The sequence below is a fragment of the Burkholderia sp. AU27893 genome (assembly GCF_002223205.1).
GTDB lineage: Bacteria > Pseudomonadota > Gammaproteobacteria > Burkholderiales > Burkholderiaceae > Burkholderia.
Window position 1 is genome coordinate 12,623 of sequence record NZ_NKFD01000003.1, and the last position, 16,825, is coordinate 29,447.

Here is a 16,825-nt window from a genome sequence, read left to right on the forward strand (position 1 = left end):
GTATACGGACATTCCGCCATGCATGGGCCGGAGCCGGCGCACCGAGGCGCCAGCCCGGTCGACAGGAGCCTGCAATGACAGAAGAACAAGATTTGGCCGCGCTCAGCTTCAAGGCTGCCGCGCACGACCTCGAGCTGATCGTCCGGCATATCGCCGGGCGCTACATCCACCAGCGCGTCCCGCTGACGTGGCGGCTGCTGCACGCCATCGAGGCCGAGGCGCTTGCCGATCTCGGCTTTGCCAGCCGGCACGAGGCCGGCATGCGTCAATTGTTCGAGCGACCGTTGGACATGACGTTTCCCGAAACGGACGATCCGATCGACTTCGGGCGCTCGAATGCGCTGCCCGCCGTATTTTCGTTCGCGGTTCTCGCGTATGAAGCGGCGTCAGCCGCGTCGAACGACACGGCGGCGCCCGCGCGCGTTCATCGCCCGGCTAAGGCGTGGGGCGACTGATTCCCAGCCCGGGCGCCGCCGATGGCGACCTTGCCCAGCCTCTTGCTGCCCGAGACGTTGCGGAAAGGGCTACCATATACGCAACTAACGGAATAATTCACATGTCTCTTCCCGCCTCTCCCGACACCCCGGCACGCCCGGAAGAAACAGATCTGTTCGACCGCGGCGCATCCGACTGGATCGTCTCGCCGGAAGCCGCATTCGATGCCTGGCTCGCAATGCAGGACTATCGCCGCTCGTCAGCCGACGTCTACCGCGCTCAATGGGGCGCGTTTCTCACCTGGATGCGCGCGCACCAGAAGAATCTGGCCACGGTCGATACCGCAACCATCGCGAATTTCGTCGGCGAACTGCCGATCCGGAAAACCCAGCGAATGCGCTATTTGCGACTGATCGAGCGCGTGCTCGACCACATCCGCCGCACCGAATACGCGTCGACCAACCCGGCCCGGTTCATTGCTCAGGACGGCGAAGCGAACTGGCGCAAGGCGCGCGACAACGAACCGACCGGTTTCCTCACGCCGGCCGAGCGAGCGACGTTGCTCGCGTACCTGTTCTCGCCGATCGGCGTATCCGGTTCCGCGTACTGGAAAGAGCGGCGCGACCGCGCACTCGTTGCCGCCTTTCTCGGTGCCGGCATCAAAACCGGCGAAGCGCGCGCGCTTACGATTAGTTGCATCAATACGAGTGGAACGTCACTGCGGATCGAGTCGACGCATCCGGATTTCGCACGCGAAACCCACCTGGCATCGTTCGCGATCGCCCTGCTGGAAGCCTGGCTCACCGAGCGCAAGCGTCAGGAGATTCCGGGGGAGCTCGTGTTCCCGGCATCCCATGCCGGGCGGCCGATGCACAAGGCGACGATGCTGCGCGCGATCGACGCGATCGTCGAATCCGCCGGGCTCACGTCGTCGCGCACTGCGCGCGCGAGCCCGCAAACGCTGCGCAATACCTACGCGGCCGAGCTGTTCGAACACGACGTGCCGCCCGAACGGGTCGGTAAATGGCTGGGCTTCATGCGGCCGATCTCGTCGAATCGCCTGCATCGTGCATGGAAGAACTGGCGTGACGGTCTGGCCGACGGCAACAGCAACGGTGACGCGTCCGACCGCGACGAAACTCACTGATCACGAATGGGCTGCTCACGCGAAGCGATCCGTGAGCAGCCTTGTGTGGCGTAGCCTCACCGTTTCACAGCTCCCGAAAAACCTCACCTCAAGCTCCCCGGATCGTCTCACCTGTGCCGCACGGCCTGTTCGGGCGTCACGTACGCGCGAATCGCGCGACCGCTTCGAATCGGGACGGCCATGCGCCCGAAGCATGCTCGCACTCGGGGCAGGCCACTTCGAAACCCTCGTCGCCGTGTGACAGCTCCGGCTCACCGTCGCAATGCGGACAATGGGCCGGCACTGGAATCTCCTGATCCAGCGACGTGCCGATCGCGGCAAACGCCTCCGCATCCAGTTGCCCGGCATCGGCCAGACGGCGGATCAGCGCGGCGATTTCCGGACTCATGCCGCGGCTCGCGCGCAACGAACTCACATCGCGCGTCGCACGTTCCAGTTCATCACCCTGGCTGCGCAACTGTTCTTCGAGCCGGTCGGCACGTGCCTTGGCCGAACTCAACTGCTGCAGGAAATCGAACTCCTTGCGCTGAACGTCGCGCAAACCGCTCTGGTAGGTCGACGCCATGCTGCGCAGCGAATCCAGCTCGACCAGCATCGGCTTCACGCGGCGTTCCGCTTCAGCCACGGCGTCCTTGATTTGTTGCGCGTAGTGCTCGGTGCGCTGCTGCAGTTCGGCCTGCAGCGCATCGATGCGGTCGCGCAGCGCCGCATTTTGCGTCTGCTCGGCTTCGACGCGTCCGGCGGCCGCGGCCAGCTCCTTCTCCAGTCGGGCGACTGTGGTGAGCAACGTCGCCTCGCTGGCCGAACCGTGCGTCGTTTGCGACGCGAGCTGGACCTCGAGTTCGGTCACGCGTGCCTGCAACTGCTCGTTTTTCGCTTCGCCACGCGCGAGCGCGGCTTCGAGCGTCTCCTGGCGGACGGTTGCGTCGCGCAACCGCTGTTCGGCGTCGGCAACGCCGGCGCGAACCTGCTCGCGATCTGCATCCAGACTGTCCGTCGCGGCTTTCAACGCTTCTTCATAGAGTGCGCCGAGCAGTGCACCTGCCTTTTCCTCGACGGCTTTCGGGATTGCGGCACCGTCGAGCCTGATTTTGGAGGCGGAACGGATGCGCTCCCAGAAATGGTCGATGTCTTTCGGGATGTCGCTGGCGCTGCCGGTCTGGGTGAGATCGCGGACATTGGCAGCCGACGGCCTGATGCCAAGATCGAAGAACAACCGCTTGCATGCGTGCAGCGACAGTTCCTGCCGTCGCGCACCGTTCGCACGCAGCGATTCCAGTTCGTCCCGAATGGCCTGGCGTATTTCGTCGAGGGTCATCGCTGTGCTCGCAGACATTCAAATGTTGCAATCATAACGAAATACGTATCTATCGATACTTGTTTCGGCTTGCCGTTGTGAATTTACGTCGCTTTGCACAGAAAGCGGGTCTGTGAGCCGATCCAGACGACTGCGGCCGAAGATTCCGTGAAACAAAGCGAAGAAAGTCAGCCAAGTCCTTGTCTTGCAAGCATTTTCCTGCGGACCCCGAATTTCGGCATTTGTTTCACATGACAGCGGATCCGATTGCCTGTCGGTGGTCAGGGGTTGGGGTGTCTGTGGAAAACTCGTCAGCCGATGTCTTGAGAGTATTAGAAGTAAACACCCTTGAACCCTTAGTTAAAAACGTTAACGCCACGGCACAGCCTTATGCGGCAAGGCTTTCCGGCCGACAAGGTGAAGTTTTACGGGAGCCAAGGTGATCTCCTGCGGGAGCTGACGTGATGGGGTTCAGGGAGCTGCGTGAGCCGTTGCGGGAAAGGTCGTGAGCGGATTCGGGATCACAGTGAAACACGAGATTTACCAAAGGTGAGGTTTTTCGGGGCCTCACAGCCACAGAACCCACGCGGTGCCTCGCTGCACAGTTTTCTGCCTGTGCAGACACAGGTGAGAATTTGCGGGACCTTCTTCGTGCCCCGATTCTGCTCATCTTTTAGGCAGTTTTTCTGAAAGGTGAGGTTTCACGGGACTCCACGGGAATTTGGTGTGAGGATTTCCGGGAAACGACCGCCATTTTGCACAGCAAAAGCGCCTGTGGGGGCCTGTGAAGCCCTAAAGGTGAGGTTTTTCGGGAGGGAAATTCGGGTTTTCCTGCCCGGATCTCCTTGAGGTGAGATTTTTCGGGGCCCCGATCACAGGCTGTGATGCCGGCCACAGGTGAGACTTTTCGGGAATGGAATTTGCCCGAAAAATGGGCAAAGGTGAGGTTTTTCGGGACCGGTGAACGGCTGAATTCGTCGAAAAGCCCGCCAGGACTGGAAGAAATCTCGTTTTTGCTGTGCCACTTTTTGGCACAGGTGAGATTTTTCGGGGCCCGACATGAGGTTGTCGTACGAAGGATTTCCGTCGAAAGGTGAGGCTTTTCGGGGGATGTCGGCGGTGCACAGCCAAATGCCATTTGTGCATAAGTATCGGAAGGCATTGGGGTTTTTGATACCGAGGCGGTTACGGTGAGGTTTTTCGGGAGTCGTTTCCCTGCCTGTAGCAGCACAGCGATTTTTGGGTAAGGTGAGCGTTTTCGGGAGGCCTTGGGAGTGAATCCCCCGCGTGTCGGGCATTCGCCGATATCCGGACGAATGCAATCACCGTGCTCAAGGTGAGTATTTTCGGGGCCCGATACGGTTTGTGCGCTGTACAATGCGCGCCCGGCCCGGAAAAGCATGCTTGATCGGGTCGCGCGGGCCGGTTTCGCAGGCGTCTTTCGGGATGTCGGATCCGATTCCGATTTCCTGCCAGGTCACGCCTGTACATGCATACAGGCCGATGGAGGGCGATCGGGGACGCGTGCCGACGTGGGATCGCAACGCTGTGCCGAACGCACAGCTGCGCAGTCGTAAAATTGCGACAAATCGAAAGGTGAGCCGATACGGGAGCTCATTCCGCACGTGTCGTGCACAGGTGAAATTCTGTGAATCGGCGCATCCCGCAGCACGTCTGGACGAGTCCGGAACGCTGTAAATCAGGAGCGGTGAGAGTTTTCGGGAGCGCCTGGGGTGAGTGCCGTTTTGCACGCGCACTTCACCCGCTATGGTGAGCATGTCGTTCTGGACGCACTTCACCGCAGGCGCTATCCTTCCGGAAAACTTCTCCTCCGACCCGACGTATGGCCACGACGAAGCGCGCCAAGAAAACCGATGTGGATGTGGTGAGTGCCAGTTCAGCCGAATTGCGGAAGGCCGTCGAGGCGATCGCAATTCAGCCGAAGAGCGGCAAGATCACGCTCCTCACTCGCAAGCTGTTCAATGTCCTGCTGGCCGTGGCGCAGCAGGCCGACGACTCGGGCGATACGTATCGCGCGCTGCTGTCGGACATCGTCGCCAACTCCGCCTTCGATTCGAACGACACCGCGCTGGTGAAGGAACACCTGCGCCGCATGGTGTCGGTGCAGGTCGAATGGAGCACTGGGACGTCGAGCCAGAAGCCGGGCCGCAAGTGGGGGATCTCGACGCTGATCGCCGACGCGGAAATTCTCGAGGATCCGACCACCCGCCGCGTATGGGTCGAATTCTCGTTCGCGCCGAAGATCAAGAAGAAGCTGCTCGACCCGGTCCAGTACGCGCGCTTGAGCCTGCAGTTCCAGAGCCAGCTGCGCAGCAGCGCCGGTCTCGCGCTGTACGAAATCTGCGTGCGCTACCTGACGAACCCGAGCCACCTGACGATGCGCGAGCCGTGGGAATGGTGGCGGCCGATCCTGTCGGGCACGCCCGACACGGAAGCCGGCGACGAGGCGAAGCGCGAGTACAAGTACTTCAAGCGCGACTATCTGCGTCCCGCGATCGCGGAAGTCAACGCAGTCACCAACATCTTCGTCGAGCTGATCGAGCACCGTGAAGGGCGCCGGGTCGCGGAGATCCAGTTCCGCGTGACCGAACGCAAGCAGCCGATGCTCGCGCTCGACGAACACCCGAACGTGTTCGACAGCACGCTGGTCGACCGGATGGTGAAGCTCGGGATCCCGTTGAAGGAAGCGCAGACGCTCTATGCGGACAGCGAGGAGAACCGCATTCGTGCCGCACTGCAGATGACCGAGCAGCGGATGCGCAGCACGACGCTGCCGCCGGTGCGCAGCGCGCCGGCGTTGTTCAAGGATGCGCTGAAGAAGGGGTATGCGCCGCCGGTCGAGTCGGTCGACACGCTGCCTGCCGGCACGCCGTCCCCGAAGATTGCCGCGGCCCAGCCGGACGATCTGAAGGCACGCCTGCTGAGCGAGTTCGCGGCGTTCCGCCGCAAGGAAGCGAAGGTGCTGTACGAAGAGCAGGGCGACGCGGAGCGCGAAGTGGCGCGCGAGTCGTTCGAATCGGAGGCGCTGCCGACGATGGGCACGCATCTGCGCGATGACTGGCGCAAGCGCGGCCTCGATTCCAAGCTGGCCGAGACGGCCTTTTTCGACTGGCTGGCCCAGAGGACCTGGGGCGAGCCGACGGACGGCGACCTGCTGTCGTTCACGCTGAATCAGTCGCGGGCCGCCTGAGGCCCGCTCGGGCCCGCTGACGGGCCGCCGCCGGCCCCGCCCTCGATGGCGGGCCCGGCGTCCTCACCAGGCCCTGCCGGCCGTTTCCATCACTCCGACAACAGCATCCGCTCGAGCTGCTCGAGGATCGCGTCGCGCTTGTCCTTCGGGAGACCGCGCAGGCGCAATTCGATGCGATCTTCACCATACGACTTCAGGTCGCCGACCGACTTGCCGCCGAGCTTGATCTCGAGACGCTGCGCATAGCGCTGACGGCCCGCGGCCTTCGGCGTTTCCTGCGCCGCGACGCGGCCCTTGACGATGTCCGACACCTGGCGCGTGCTGAGATCGTCGGACACGATCTTGTTGATCAGCCGCAGCGTCGCCTCGGTGCCGCGCGCATTGTGATAGCGGCCGACCTGATACGCCATGTTCGAACCGAAGCGATCGGGGCGCGCGACCATTTCCTGCATGATCGCTTCCGGCAGCTTGCCGATCGACAGCGCGACGGCCACCGTCGATTCGTCGAGGCCGAGGTGCTCGGAGAGCTCCTTCTGGCTCTGGAAATGCTTGTCGTCGAGGAAACGGCGCCACACGACGGCGTTGTCGAACACCGTTTGTGAATCGCGCTGGACGTTGAGATCGTAGCCGAGCTTGTAGCTCTGGATGCCGATCGGCACGTCGATCACGATCGCCTTGACCGATTCCTTGTTCGCTTCCTTCAGTGCCCGCACGCGGCGGCCGCCGTCGCTGACGAAATACGTGCCCGGGTTCTCGTAGTCCGGAATCACGTGGATCGCCTGCTGCTGTCCTTGCTTGGCGAGGTTGACGGCGAGTTCGGCAATCGACGACTTCAGATAGAAGTGCCGCGGATTGAACGGGCTATGCTTGATCGCCTTCAGCGGCAGTTCGATCACCTGCCCCGGCGCATAGCGATTCTCGAGACGCCACGCGCGATATTGCGCCGATTCATCGATCGACGAATCGAGCGTGAGTTCGGGAGCGGGCGATGGTGCGACGTCTTTCTTCGCGGATTTGGTCGGTGCCGGAGTGGGGGTCTCGGACTTGACGATGCCGTCGATCGCATTGAGTCGATCAAGCGCCGTGCGCTTCTCGCTCGTCGTGATATCCGGGCGCGCTTGGAATCCTTTGGCAAATTGGGAGGGTTTCATGTGACTCCTTTGTGCGCATAAAGTCAGGGCAGCATGGCGACGATTTCGTCGGCGCATGCGCGAATTTCTGCGGCGGCCAGCTTGCCGCCACGATCGTTCATCTGCAGTACGGTCTGACCGAGCGCCATCGCCTGCTTGTACGCCTCCCGGGTCGGGATCTGCGTTTTCAGCAACGGGAAGCCGAGTTCCTCCAGCGCACGCTTGAGCTCGCGGGTCAGCATGCGCTTCTCTTCGGTCTTGTTCAGCAGGAAGACGGCGCGGAGGTCTTCGTTCATGACCTGCGCTTGCTGGATCAGTTTGACCAGCCCGACGCTCGACCAGTAATCGGCCGGCGACGACGACGTCGGGATCACGGCAATCGATGCGGCGAGCAGGACCACGCCCGATACCTTCTCGGTGATCGACGGCGGGCAGTCCACGACGATGATGTCGTAGTCGTTGATGAACTTCTTGATCTCGCGATGGATCTGGCCATCGGCTTCGGCCAGGTTGACGACCGGAAACGGAATGCCGGTGTCGCTGTCGCCGGATGCGCTCGACCAGTGAACCAGCGTGTTTTGACGGTCTGCGTCGATGACGAGGACGCGCTTCCCTTTTTCATGGAACGCGGCACCGAGGTGCATGGCAATCGTGCTTTTGCCGACGCCACCTTTTTGTTGAGTGACTGCAATGATTTCCGCGGCCAATTTTCACTCCTATTTTGGTCGTTGGAATTCTACAGGACGATATTTGGATTTCAATGAAATTGTCGTTCAACAACTACGCATTGGCCGTTTGGACTATCGGTTTATGCGCATAAACGAAGCGACGATGGAAGATGACTCGATCGGATGGTGCAGCGGATGCCTAGGAAGTCGGTGAGCGAGTCGGTGGCATTGCGTGCGGTGACGTCGGTGTGAGTGGCGAGTTGCCGCGCGTGTCGCAGTGCGCTGCCCTATCGTTCGAGGGGGTAAGCCCCGGCTGAGGGCCGCAGAGTTTGTGCGCATAAACTCTCCGCGGAAAGCGTGGCGCGTGATCGTGCCGGGAAGGTAGGCGCTTCTGATCTTGGTTGTGAGTGGTACATCCTGGCTGGGTATGGGCGCATCGAGATATGCCACTTGACCTGCATGAGTCGCCCGAACGCGCTATCGAGGCACCGCGTTTATGCGCATAAACCGCGAGCGATAGACGGCGAGTAACGAAGGCCACCTCCCGGCCGCGCCGAAATCCAGTGCTGGGCGGCCAACCTGCGAGGCAGCGTACCGACGCTTCAATCCCACCGAAGGCAGGCATCCCACCGAAGCGCTGAAGCGTCTGCATTCGCCGCGCCGCGAATCGCGAGATCCCCGTGCTCGCCAGTCGCCCGCTTTATGCGCATAAACCAACCGGCCTGCGGCACCACCGGCTACACGCTTTGCAGACCGAACCCCATCGTATCGGCCAGGCGCGTGGACCTCTGATCACCATCCCGCGATAGAGTCCTACGTGCCTTTATGCGCATAAACCCACCAATTCATTGAAGCGCGTCCCGACCAGCACTCCCCTTTCGCGATCCATCACACCGCATCATCCGTCGGCGTCTACGAAGCTGCGAATCCGTGCCCGATCCCCCGATTCCTCGTCGTCCGCCCCACCAAGCCCCCCAATACAGACTGGCTACAATACAGGGCTCTACCCTTCAGGCCTGAATGATGATCACGATCTACCACAACCCCCGATGCTCGAAGTCGCGCGAGACGCTTGCGTTGGTCGAGTCGCTGAATACCACCGGTGCGCCGTTGAATGTTGTCGAGTACCTGAAGACGCCGCCGACGGTCGAGGAACTGGAAGCGCTGCATCGGCAGCTTGGCCGCCCGGTTCGCGACATGCTGCGCGACGGTGAGGAGCCGTACAAGGCGCTGAATCTGGCCCGCGCCGATCTGACCGATGCGGAAGCCTATGCGGCAATTGCCGCTCATCCGATTCTGTTGCAACGACCCATCGTCGTTTACCGCGGCAAGGCCGCTATCGGCCGGCCGCCCGAATCGGTGCAGGCACTGTTCGAATAATTCTTGCCCGCCGTATTTTTCTGATTGCGTCAGCCCAGCGCAAGCACCAGCAAGAGCGTCGGCAATCGAAACCAGCGCGAGCGCCGGGCAGCATGCCAGCACCGCCCTGACACTTGCCGTCACGCGATCCGCGCCTAGCCTTCCCCGGACACCGCACCGTCATCATCCGGGGCAGGCCCCCGCCCCGCCGCCGCTTTCGCGGCCGTCCGCAGCAGTGCGATCTGCCCGCGGTAGGCTCTGCAGCCACTGCAGGTCGGCAGGTGTACGCGCACCTGCAGGCGCTCATGCAGGGTCAGATGCCGATCGAGCGCATCCGACAGCAGTCGCGTCACGTCAGTACATTTCCCCGGCAGCATCTTCGGTCGTCAGTCCTTGTTCACTCAGGCAGGTTCGCAGGCGCGTGCGCGCCCGGTAAAGCAGCACGCTGCAATGATTCGTCGTCAGCGTCAATTCGCTGCAGATGTCGGTCATTTCGAAGTCGAGGAATTCGCGCATCATGAACACGCGCCCGATCTGCTCCGGCAGGTGGTCGAGGCACGCCTCGAACAGCGTCCAGAACTGCTGCTGCTGCAACAGCGTTTCGGGGCGGGGCCACGGTCGCGGCTTCGCATGCGCGGCCCAGTGCCCGTTTTCCTTGAATAGCTCGCGATCGAGTACCGATTCGCCGTCGAGCTCGGCATCGAGCGCGGACAGGCTCACCGTCCGCTGCCGCGCGCGCAGCACGTCGATCAGCTTGTTGCGCAGGATGCCGAACACCCAGGTCTTGTGCGCCGACAGCCCGGCGAAATCGCCCGCATGCGACCACGCGGCGGTGAGCGCTTCCTGCACGGCGTCTTCGGCCGCATCGGCGTCACGGAGCTGGAGCCGCGCGAAGCGCAGCAGATCGCGCCGCAGTTGCGCGAGATAAACGGGATCGTCGTAGGCGGACGGCATGGATGGGTTGCAAGTGTCTCGAAGCGATCGCGCGTGCGCCACAGGGCGCGCACATCGCAGTGCGAGCAGCTTACTGGGCGCGGTGCCGGCCTGCAATGCATGTTCCGTCACGAATTCACGAAACCGGCCGGCGCGCTGCGCTATGCTTGCCGAACCCTGTGTCGCGGGTCGGCAACGACTCGCGGTAGGCAATCTGTCATGTCGGAACATAACGGCCGAGTTATCCACAATTTCTGTGGAAAACCTTGTGGAAAGTCGGCCGGACGGCCCCGTCGGGCGGTTCGCGGGCTGGCTTGCCTATAAACAGACCTTTGTCGCTCGTTCGGAAGCAATCGATCCGATTCCTCACTCACCGGAAGGAGAATGCCATGTCCTATCGCATCGCTGTGGTGGTCGGCAGCCTGCGTCGCGCTTCGTGGAACCGCGCGCTCGCACACGCCGTGATCTCGCTCGCCCCCGCCGATTTCTCGTTCGAGTTCGTCGAGATCGGCGAGCTGCCGCTGTACAGCCAGGACTACGACGCGGATTTCCCGGAAGTCGCGAAGCGCTTCAAGCAGTCGATCGAGGCCGCCGACGCGCTGCTGTTCTTCACGCCCGAATACAACCGCTCGATTCCGGGCGTGCTGAAGAATGCGCTGGACTGGGGCTCGCGCCCGTGGGGTTCCAACTCGTGGTCGGGCAAGCCGGGTGCCGTGCTCGGCACGTCGCCGGGTGCGACGGGCACCGCGCTCGCGCAGCAACACCTGCGCAACGTGCTCGCGTATCTCGACGTGAAGACGCTCGGGCAGCCCGAGATGTTCATCAAGCACGATCCGGCGCGCATCGACGACCAGGGCCAGATCGTCAGCGAAGACACCCGCAAGTTCCTGCAAGGCTTCGTCGATCGCTACACGGGCTGGGTGCGCTTGCTGAAGTCGGCCTGAGCGCCCCACCCGATCACGCCGGCGGCACCGGCGCGGGCCCGCACGCAGCGGGTCACGTGCCGGTGTGCCGCGCGTGTCGTGCATCGCGCGCTTCACGGATGCCCAGCAGGATCTCGTCGAGCAGCGCGATGTCGAACGGTTTCGACAGCACGCGGACGTTGACGGTGCGCGTGCGGTCGAGCTCCTCCGCGTACCCCGTGACGAGTATCACGGGCAGTTTCTCCGGCCGTTGTTCGACCGCTTCGGCGAGGTCGATGCCGTTCAGGCGGCCTGGCATGTGGATATCCGAAATCACGAGATCGAACGCGTCGTTCGCGGCCGCGCCTTCGATCAGGCGCAACGCGTCGTCGGCGGTGGGCGCGTAGGTCACGCGGTGCCCGAGCAGCGACAGCAGCGCTTCGGTGCCGGCCGCGACTTCGCTGTTGTCCTCGACGAGCAGCACGTGCAGCCCGGCGAGCGCCCCCGCTCCCGCATCGTGCACGACCGCCGGCGGCCGCGCGACGACATCCTCGACGCGTGCGCGCGGCAGGTAGAGGCGCACCGACGTGCCGGCACCGACCGCGCTGTCGATCGTCGCGAGGCCGCCCGAGCGTTCGCAGAACGCGAACACCTGCGGCAGGCCGAGCCCGGTCCCCATCCCCTGCGCCTTCGTCGTGAACAGCGGCTCGAACGCGCGCGCGAGCACGTCGGGCGCCATGCCCGAACCCGTATCGTCGAGCGAGATCTGTACGAAATCGCCGGTGAGCGGAAAACCGTCCTCGCGACGCAGCGTCACGTTGCGCGCGCCGACCGTGAAGCGGCCGCCGGTCGTCATCGCGTCGCGCGCGTTGACCGCGAGGTTGATCACCGCGAGCTCGAGCTCCGCGACGTCGACGCGGATCGGCCAGACACCGGGCTCGATCGCGACGACCAGCGACGATTTCGAACCGAGCGATGTCTTCAGCAGTTCGCGGCACGTGCCGAGCCATTGCCCGACGTCGATCGTTTCGTTGTGCAGCGGCTGCTTGCGCGCGACACCGAGGAGCTGGCGCGTGAGCGACTGCCCGTTCTTCAGCGCGCGTTCGATCGCGCCGAGTTCCTTGTCGAGATGCTGGACCCCGCGCCGCCGCGCGATCTGCACGTTGCTCGAGATGATCATCAGCAGGTTGTTGAAGTCGTGCGCGACGCTGCCGACGAGATTGCCGAGCGCCTGCATCTTGCGCGACTGCCGGTACGCCGATTCGATCGAGCGCCGCATCGACGCTTCGGCCTGCCAGCGGTCCCACGCTTCCTCTTCCGCCTTCAGCCGCTTGAGCGACAGCCAGATCACGGACCACAGCGCGACCGACGGGGCGAACATCGAGATGAACAGCACGCTCAGGTGTTCGTACCATTCATGCCAGATCGCCGACGTGCGGTACGCGCACGTCACGTAGACGGGATAGCTGCCGACCTGGCGATACGCGACGATCTCGCTGCTCGCGCCGTCGTGGCGCACGCGCACGACGCCGGCGCGCGGATCGTTGCGCGCGTCGCCGAACGTGACGGTGCGATCGGTGTGCGCGAGTGCCGGCGGCGGCGGATAAGACGCGATCACCGCGCCGTCCGAGCGCGCGAGCGCCATCGTCATCGGCGTGCTCGCGCCGCCGAGCAGGTCGCGGTAGAACGCGTTGAAATACGACGACTTCAACGCGATCGACACCATCCCGGCGAACGAACCGTCGCTATGGCGTCGCGCGACGCCCGTGTTGAACACGGGAATGTTCTCGAGCTTGAGCGGCCCCATCATCAGCCGCGAGATGTGTTCGATGACCTTGCCGTCGCGGATGCCGGCGAAGTCGTCGCGGTTCGCGATCGACGCATAGGGCGCCGGATAGTAGAGGCTGTTCGCGAGCAGCATCCCGCTCGCGCCGAAGATCGACACGGCGGCCACCTGCGGATAGCCGCCGCCGATCGTGTTCAGCGCTTCGTGGATGTCGGATTCCCGGTTGCGCACGGTCGCGTCGTCCATGTCCTGCACGAGATCGACGATGCGCGCATCGAGTGTCTCGCTCAGGTCGAACACCTTGAGCGCGTGCTCCTCGGCCACCCGCACCGTGCGCATCGTCACGTCGCTCGCGGCGGCCTCGCGCGTCTTCAGGTCGTTGTACGCCATCACCACGACGTAGATGCACGGCAGCACGATCGCCGCGACGAGCAGCACGATCAGCGTCATGCGACGCACCGCGAAATCGTGCTCGGGCGCACCGGCCGCATAGTTGCCGTCGTCCTGCCAGTCGTCGGCGGGCGGGGAGGCGGGAGCGTGGGAATCGGCGGGCCGGTCGGACGTCATCGAGGAAGCGGGTGAGGCAGAGGTGCCTGCCATCATAAACGAGTTGCGACGGGCCGCCGCACGGCCCCGGACGCCAGCCATCCTGTCGATTTCGACAGGGGGAAATTGTCAGATTGAAAACGCGACGAATCCGGCAGCGCAAACGTACACAAGGAAAAATTTTGCGTGCTTATCTCGAAAATGCTCGGGGCTATTTTCGGAATGGCGCGTGTTTGGACCAATTTTGTTCGAAATGCTGAAAATGGCGAGTTGCATCGCCTCCGGTTTACTCAGAGAATCGCGCCTTGCTTTCCCTATGACAGATATATGCGCCCGCCGGCGTTCGCCGCGCGGTGCGTCGCGCGCACCTGCGTCGCGGCGCCCGCGCACGGCTGCCGGACGGTTGCCCGCACCCGAACGCATGGCGCCTAAAGAAGTGCGCCGCGCGGTCGTTAACGCGAGAGAGACCATTCCGTATACCGCATCGCCCCATGCCTTTGCCGATTGTAATTGCCGACGATTCGCTGCTCGCTCGCAAACTTCTGACAAAGGCGCTGCCGGGAGGCTGGGACGTCGAAGTCGCGTATGCCGCGAATGGTCGAGAGGCCTTGGCGCTCTATCGTGACGGCAAAGCTTCCGTAATGTTTCTGGACCTGACGATGCCCGACATGAGCGGATATCAGGTCCTGGAGACACTGCGCCACGAAGATCTGAACACGTTCGTGATCGTGGTATCCGCCGATATTCAGCCGCAAGCGCAAGCTCGCGTGCGCGAATTGGGCGCGATCGCATTCGTAGCCAAGCCCGTGACGTCGGAGGCATTGCTGCCCATTCTCAAGGAGTATGGGTTGTATGCCTGACTCGGTGTTCACGGCGGAGCAACGCGACGCGTTGCAGGAGATCGCCAACCTCGCAATGGGCCGTGCCGCCGCGCGGCTCGCGTTGTTGCTCGGGCACTTCATCGAGCTGTCGGTGCCGCGCGTGCGGGTCGTGAAAGCGACCGACGCGGGTGACGCGCTGCGCGAGATGACGGGTATTCACGACAACGTGACCGCCGTGCGCCAGGGTTTTCGTTCCGACATCAAGGGCGAAGCGATCGTGTTGTGCCGCACCGCGAGCATCGCGCGGCTCATGTCGGTCGTCGACCGGACGTTCGGCGATGGCGTGTACGGCGGGATGGCGTCCCCCGACGAAGTCGTGTTCGACGTCGCGAACGTGCTGATGGGCGCGTGCGTCGCGTCGATCCTCGACGAGCTCGGCCGCAAGCCGGTGTTCTTTCCGCCGGGGCTGCTCGGCGCGAACGTGTCGTTCGACGACGTATTCCAGCCGACCGAGCTGGCCTGGAGCGTGGCATTGCTGCTGGAAGTGAACTTCGGGCTCGAGGACCACGCGTTCCGCGCCCACTTCGTGATGCTGATGGCCGAGGATTCGATCCGGCTGATGGGCGACGCGCTCGACGCGTTGCTGTCCGCGCTATGACGGCCGCCACCTCGTCGCTGAGCGACCTCGTGATCGAGCGGGTGGGCTTCGGCCTGTTCGTGCTCGACCGCGCGATGACCGTGCTGATGTGGAATCGCTTCATGCAGGACCACAGCGGCATCCCCGCCGCGGACGTGATCGGCCGCAACCTGTTCGACTGTTTTCCCGACCTGCCGCGCGCGTGGCTGTCGCGCAAGCTCGAGAGCGTGTTCCAGCTCGGCAGCTTCGCGTTCAGCTCGTGGGAGCAGCGGCCCTACCTGTTCCGCTTCGAGCACGACCGGCCGATCACGGGCGGGGTCGACTACATGCAGCAGGACTGCACGTTCATGCCGCTCACGCGCGGCCGCGACGTCGAAGCCGTGTGCGTGACGATCTCGGACGTCACGCATGTGAGCGTGATGCAGCGCGAGCGCGAGGAAGCGGTCGCGAAGCTGCGCGAGCATGCGAATCGCGATGGCCTGACCGGCATCGCGAACCGGCGCTTCTTCGAGGCGCGGCTCAGCGACGAATTCGCGCGCTGGCAGCGCTATGGCGGCGACCTGTCGGTGCTGCTGTTCGATCTCGACCATTTCAAGACGATCAACGACCGTTTCGGGCATGCGGCCGGCGATGCCGTGCTGCGCGAGACCGCGCGTCGCGTCGCGTCGATCGTGCGCGCGCAGGATACGTTCGGCCGCTTCGGCGGCGAGGAATTCGCGCTGCTGCTGCCGTGCACGACGCTCGACGAGGCGATGCTCGTGGCCGACAAGGTGCGCGATGCGATCGGCAGCGTGCCGGTCGATGCCGAGGGGGTCAGCGTGCCGGTGACGGCGAGCGTCGGCGGCGCGTGTGCGAAGGCGGGCGCGCCGACCAGCGACGTGCTCGTCAACGAGGCCGATGCCGCGCTTTATCGCGCGAAGCGGCTCGGGCGCGACCGCTCGGTCGCGTATGCATAGGTAGCGTATCCGCCCCGCTGTTCGTGGAGCGGATGCGCCGGGCGCGTATCGCGCTCAGATTTTCGCGATGTCGGCCAGGACGCCGGCGAGCACGGCCGGCTGCGACATGAACGGCGAATGGCTGCTGTCGAGCTGGTGCACGTGGGTCGGGTTGCCGGGCGCGAATGCGTCGGCTTCGTCGATGAAGCGCTGCTGCAGCGCGGGCAGGACCACGCGATCCTGCAGGCACTTGATGTAGTGACGATCGATCGCGCCCCAGCGCGCGGCGGTCGTCGGGATCGCGGTCGCGAACGGCGCGGCCGGCACGTCGCAGCTCATCAGGTTCGCGACGGCCTCGAAGTCGGCCTGCGGCACGTCGTCGTACAGCGCGCGCTTCGCGAGCTCGCGATACGCGGTGTCGCCGCTGCGCGGATCGATGCGCAGCGCACCGGCAACGCGCGGGCTGGCCAGCATCAGCGGGCCGAGCATTTCACCCTTGTTTTCAGGTGCGCGCACGTAATCGAGGCCCGGCACGCCCGACGCGGGCATGAAGGCCGCGAGATAGACGATCTTCGCGATCTTGTCCGGCGCGCGTTCGGCGGCCGCCGTGATCGCGAGGCCGCCCATGCTGTGCCCGACGAGCACGACCTTGCCGCGCCCGAGTGCGTACGCGTCGTCGACTGCCTGCATCACCTGCGTCGCGTAATCGTCGAGCGTCGTGTTCGCGACCGGCGACGGCTCGGCGCCGAACGCGTCCTTGTCGAGCGGGCGCGCGAAGTAGGAAGCGGGAAAGCGGGCGTTGATGCCGTGCGCGGGCAGGTCACGCGCGATCGACAGGTGGCCGCGCGCGGCCAGCGCGGCCGCGACGTGCGCGTAGCACCATGCGCCGTGCCAGGCGCCGTGCACGAGCACGAAAACGGGATGATCGGACTGCGGGGTGGCGCTTGCGTTCGTCTCCATGGTGTCCGGGTCTTCAGATCTTGAGAAAGGTGTCATCTTAGACGAACCTGTATAGGCC

At 63.9% G+C, this 16,825-nt stretch carries 17 protein-coding genes; 8 read left to right on the forward strand and 9 right to left on the reverse strand.

What is annotated here, in order from left to right; genetic code table 11:
- The first annotated feature begins 74 nt into the window (after positions 1 to 74).
- Positions 75 to 455, forward strand: a complete 381-nt coding sequence (locus tag CFB47_RS18125) for a DUF2471 family protein (protein WP_089461855.1) — start codon at positions 75 to 77, stop codon at positions 453 to 455.
- 101 nt (positions 456 to 556) lie between these two features.
- Positions 557 to 1,582 carry a tyrosine-type recombinase/integrase gene (locus CFB47_RS18130; RefSeq protein ID WP_089461856.1) on the forward strand — a complete coding sequence of 342 codons (1,026 nt, stop codon included), beginning with the start codon at positions 557 to 559 and terminating at the stop codon, positions 1,580 to 1,582.
- 136 nt (positions 1,583 to 1,718) lie between these two features.
- Here the strand turns inward: CFB47_RS18130 and CFB47_RS18135 are convergent, their stop codons facing one another.
- Together CFB47_RS18135 and CFB47_RS40500 are read right to left on the reverse strand one after the other, a co-directional pair.
- Entirely contained in the window at positions 1,719 to 2,900 is a 1,182-nt protein-coding gene (locus CFB47_RS18135) for a DNA-binding protein (RefSeq protein WP_089461857.1), read from the reverse strand.
- Between the two features lie 652 nt (positions 2,901 to 3,552).
- On the reverse strand, positions 3,553 to 4,281 hold the full coding sequence (locus CFB47_RS40500) for a hypothetical protein (RefSeq protein WP_143330842.1): 729 nt from the start codon (positions 4,279 to 4,281) through the stop codon (positions 3,553 to 3,555).
- Positions 4,282 to 4,722: 441 nt separating this feature from the next.
- Here CFB47_RS40500 and CFB47_RS18145 point away from each other — a divergent pair, with 441 nt between their 5' ends.
- Positions 4,723 to 6,090 (forward strand): replication initiation protein, encoded by a 1,368-nt coding sequence (locus CFB47_RS18145; RefSeq protein WP_089443721.1) that lies wholly within the window; start codon positions 4,723 to 4,725, stop codon positions 6,088 to 6,090.
- 89 nt (positions 6,091 to 6,179) lie between these two features.
- Here CFB47_RS18145 and CFB47_RS18150 read toward each other — a convergent pair whose 3' ends face one another.
- Positions 6,180 to 7,241 (reverse strand): ParB/RepB/Spo0J family partition protein, encoded by a 1,062-nt coding sequence (locus tag CFB47_RS18150; protein ID WP_089459271.1) that lies wholly within the window; start codon positions 7,239 to 7,241, stop codon positions 6,180 to 6,182.
- Between the two features lie 23 nt (positions 7,242 to 7,264).
- A complete protein-coding gene (parA, locus tag CFB47_RS18155) occupies positions 7,265 to 7,927 on the reverse strand; it encodes a ParA family partition ATPase (protein WP_011353621.1) in 663 nt (220 codons plus the stop codon).
- A gap of 981 nt (positions 7,928 to 8,908) precedes the next feature.
- Between parA and arsC the strand changes: the two genes are divergently transcribed.
- Complete coding sequence (gene arsC, locus CFB47_RS18160; RefSeq protein ID WP_089428722.1) at positions 8,909 to 9,268, forward strand: arsenate reductase (glutaredoxin); 360 nt, start codon at positions 8,909 to 8,911, stop codon at positions 9,266 to 9,268.
- A gap of 134 nt (positions 9,269 to 9,402) precedes the next feature.
- Here arsC and CFB47_RS18165 read toward each other — a convergent pair whose 3' ends face one another.
- Both CFB47_RS18165 and CFB47_RS18170 read right to left on the reverse strand, forming a co-directional pair.
- A complete protein-coding gene (locus CFB47_RS18165; RefSeq protein WP_089461858.1) occupies positions 9,403 to 9,624 on the reverse strand; it encodes a zf-HC2 domain-containing protein in 222 nt (73 codons plus the stop codon).
- On the reverse strand, positions 9,602 to 10,201 hold the full coding sequence (locus tag CFB47_RS18170; protein ID WP_011353624.1) for an RNA polymerase factor sigma-70: 600 nt from the start codon (positions 10,199 to 10,201) through the stop codon (positions 9,602 to 9,604). Before CFB47_RS18170 ends, CFB47_RS18165 begins: the two co-directional genes overlap by 23 nt.
- Positions 10,202 to 10,569: 368 nt before the next feature.
- Here CFB47_RS18170 and CFB47_RS18175 point away from each other — a divergent pair, with 368 nt between their 5' ends.
- Entirely contained in the window at positions 10,570 to 11,124 is a 555-nt protein-coding gene (locus CFB47_RS18175; RefSeq protein ID WP_011353625.1) for an NADPH-dependent FMN reductase, read from the forward strand.
- 52 nt (positions 11,125 to 11,176) lie between these two features.
- Here CFB47_RS18175 and CFB47_RS18180 read toward each other — a convergent pair whose 3' ends face one another.
- Together CFB47_RS18180 and CFB47_RS18185 are read right to left on the reverse strand one after the other, a co-directional pair.
- Complete coding sequence (locus CFB47_RS18180; RefSeq protein WP_089461859.1) at positions 11,177 to 13,435, reverse strand: hybrid sensor histidine kinase/response regulator; 2,259 nt, start codon at positions 13,433 to 13,435, stop codon at positions 11,177 to 11,179.
- Between the two features lie 108 nt (positions 13,436 to 13,543).
- The gene (locus CFB47_RS18185; RefSeq protein ID WP_089443727.1) at positions 13,544 to 13,885 is read right to left on the reverse strand and encodes a hypothetical protein; all 342 of its coding nucleotides are present in this window, start codon (positions 13,883 to 13,885) and stop codon (positions 13,544 to 13,546) included.
- A gap of 20 nt (positions 13,886 to 13,905) precedes the next feature.
- On the opposite strand from CFB47_RS18185, the gene CFB47_RS18190 reads away from it, so the two are divergent.
- Genes CFB47_RS18190 through CFB47_RS18200 form a run of 3 tightly spaced genes read left to right on the forward strand, consistent with a single transcriptional unit; the run spans position 13,906 to position 15,828 of the window.
- On the forward strand, positions 13,906 to 14,274 hold the full coding sequence (locus CFB47_RS18190) for a response regulator (protein ID WP_039344648.1): 369 nt from the start codon (positions 13,906 to 13,908) through the stop codon (positions 14,272 to 14,274).
- Positions 14,267 to 14,893 carry a chemotaxis protein CheC gene (locus CFB47_RS18195; protein ID WP_089461860.1) on the forward strand — a complete coding sequence of 209 codons (627 nt, stop codon included), beginning with the start codon at positions 14,267 to 14,269 and terminating at the stop codon, positions 14,891 to 14,893. Before CFB47_RS18190 ends, CFB47_RS18195 begins: the two co-directional genes overlap by 8 nt.
- On the forward strand, positions 14,890 to 15,828 hold the full coding sequence (locus CFB47_RS18200; RefSeq protein WP_089461861.1) for a GGDEF domain-containing protein: 939 nt from the start codon (positions 14,890 to 14,892) through the stop codon (positions 15,826 to 15,828). Before CFB47_RS18195 ends, CFB47_RS18200 begins: the two co-directional genes overlap by 4 nt.
- Before the next feature lie 54 nt (positions 15,829 to 15,882).
- Here CFB47_RS18200 and CFB47_RS18205 read toward each other — a convergent pair whose 3' ends face one another.
- Positions 15,883 to 16,767, reverse strand: coding sequence for an alpha/beta fold hydrolase (locus tag CFB47_RS18205; RefSeq protein ID WP_089461862.1), 885 nt, complete (start codon positions 16,765 to 16,767; stop codon positions 15,883 to 15,885).
- Positions 16,768 to 16,825 lie beyond the last annotated feature (58 nt).

Coding starts and splice junctions, on each gene's coding strand:
- CFB47_RS18125 (WP_089461855.1), top strand. CDS start 75: ATGACAGAAGAACAAGATTTGGCCGCGCTCAGCTTCAAGGCTGCCGCG.
- CFB47_RS18130 (WP_089461856.1), top strand. CDS start 557: ATGTCTCTTCCCGCCTCTCCCGACACCCCGGCACGCCCGGAAGAAACA.
- CFB47_RS18135 (WP_089461857.1), bottom strand. CDS start 2,900: ATGACCCTCGACGAAATACGCCAGGCCATTCGGGACGAACTGGAATCG.
- CFB47_RS40500 (WP_143330842.1), bottom strand. CDS start 4,281: ATGCTTTTCCGGGCCGGGCGCGCATTGTACAGCGCACAAACCGTATCG.
- CFB47_RS18145 (WP_089443721.1), top strand. CDS start 4,723: ATGGCCACGACGAAGCGCGCCAAGAAAACCGATGTGGATGTGGTGAGT.
- CFB47_RS18150 (WP_089459271.1), bottom strand. CDS start 7,241: ATGAAACCCTCCCAATTTGCCAAAGGATTCCAAGCGCGCCCGGATATC.
- arsC (WP_089428722.1), top strand. CDS start 8,909: ATGATGATCACGATCTACCACAACCCCCGATGCTCGAAGTCGCGCGAG.
- CFB47_RS18165 (WP_089461858.1), bottom strand. CDS start 9,624: ATGCTGCCGGGGAAATGTACTGACGTGACGCGACTGCTGTCGGATGCG.
- CFB47_RS18170 (WP_011353624.1), bottom strand. CDS start 10,201: ATGCCGTCCGCCTACGACGATCCCGTTTATCTCGCGCAACTGCGGCGC.
- CFB47_RS18175 (WP_011353625.1), top strand. CDS start 10,570: ATGTCCTATCGCATCGCTGTGGTGGTCGGCAGCCTGCGTCGCGCTTCG.
- CFB47_RS18180 (WP_089461859.1), bottom strand. CDS start 13,435: ATGACGTCCGACCGGCCCGCCGATTCCCACGCTCCCGCCTCCCCGCCC.
- CFB47_RS18185 (WP_089443727.1), bottom strand. CDS start 13,885: ATGGTCTCTCTCGCGTTAACGACCGCGCGGCGCACTTCTTTAGGCGCC.
- CFB47_RS18190 (WP_039344648.1), top strand. CDS start 13,906: ATGCCTTTGCCGATTGTAATTGCCGACGATTCGCTGCTCGCTCGCAAA.
- CFB47_RS18195 (WP_089461860.1), top strand. CDS start 14,267: ATGCCTGACTCGGTGTTCACGGCGGAGCAACGCGACGCGTTGCAGGAG.
- CFB47_RS18200 (WP_089461861.1), top strand. CDS start 14,890: ATGACGGCCGCCACCTCGTCGCTGAGCGACCTCGTGATCGAGCGGGTG.
- CFB47_RS18205 (WP_089461862.1), bottom strand. CDS start 16,767: ATGGAGACGAACGCAAGCGCCACCCCGCAGTCCGATCATCCCGTTTTC.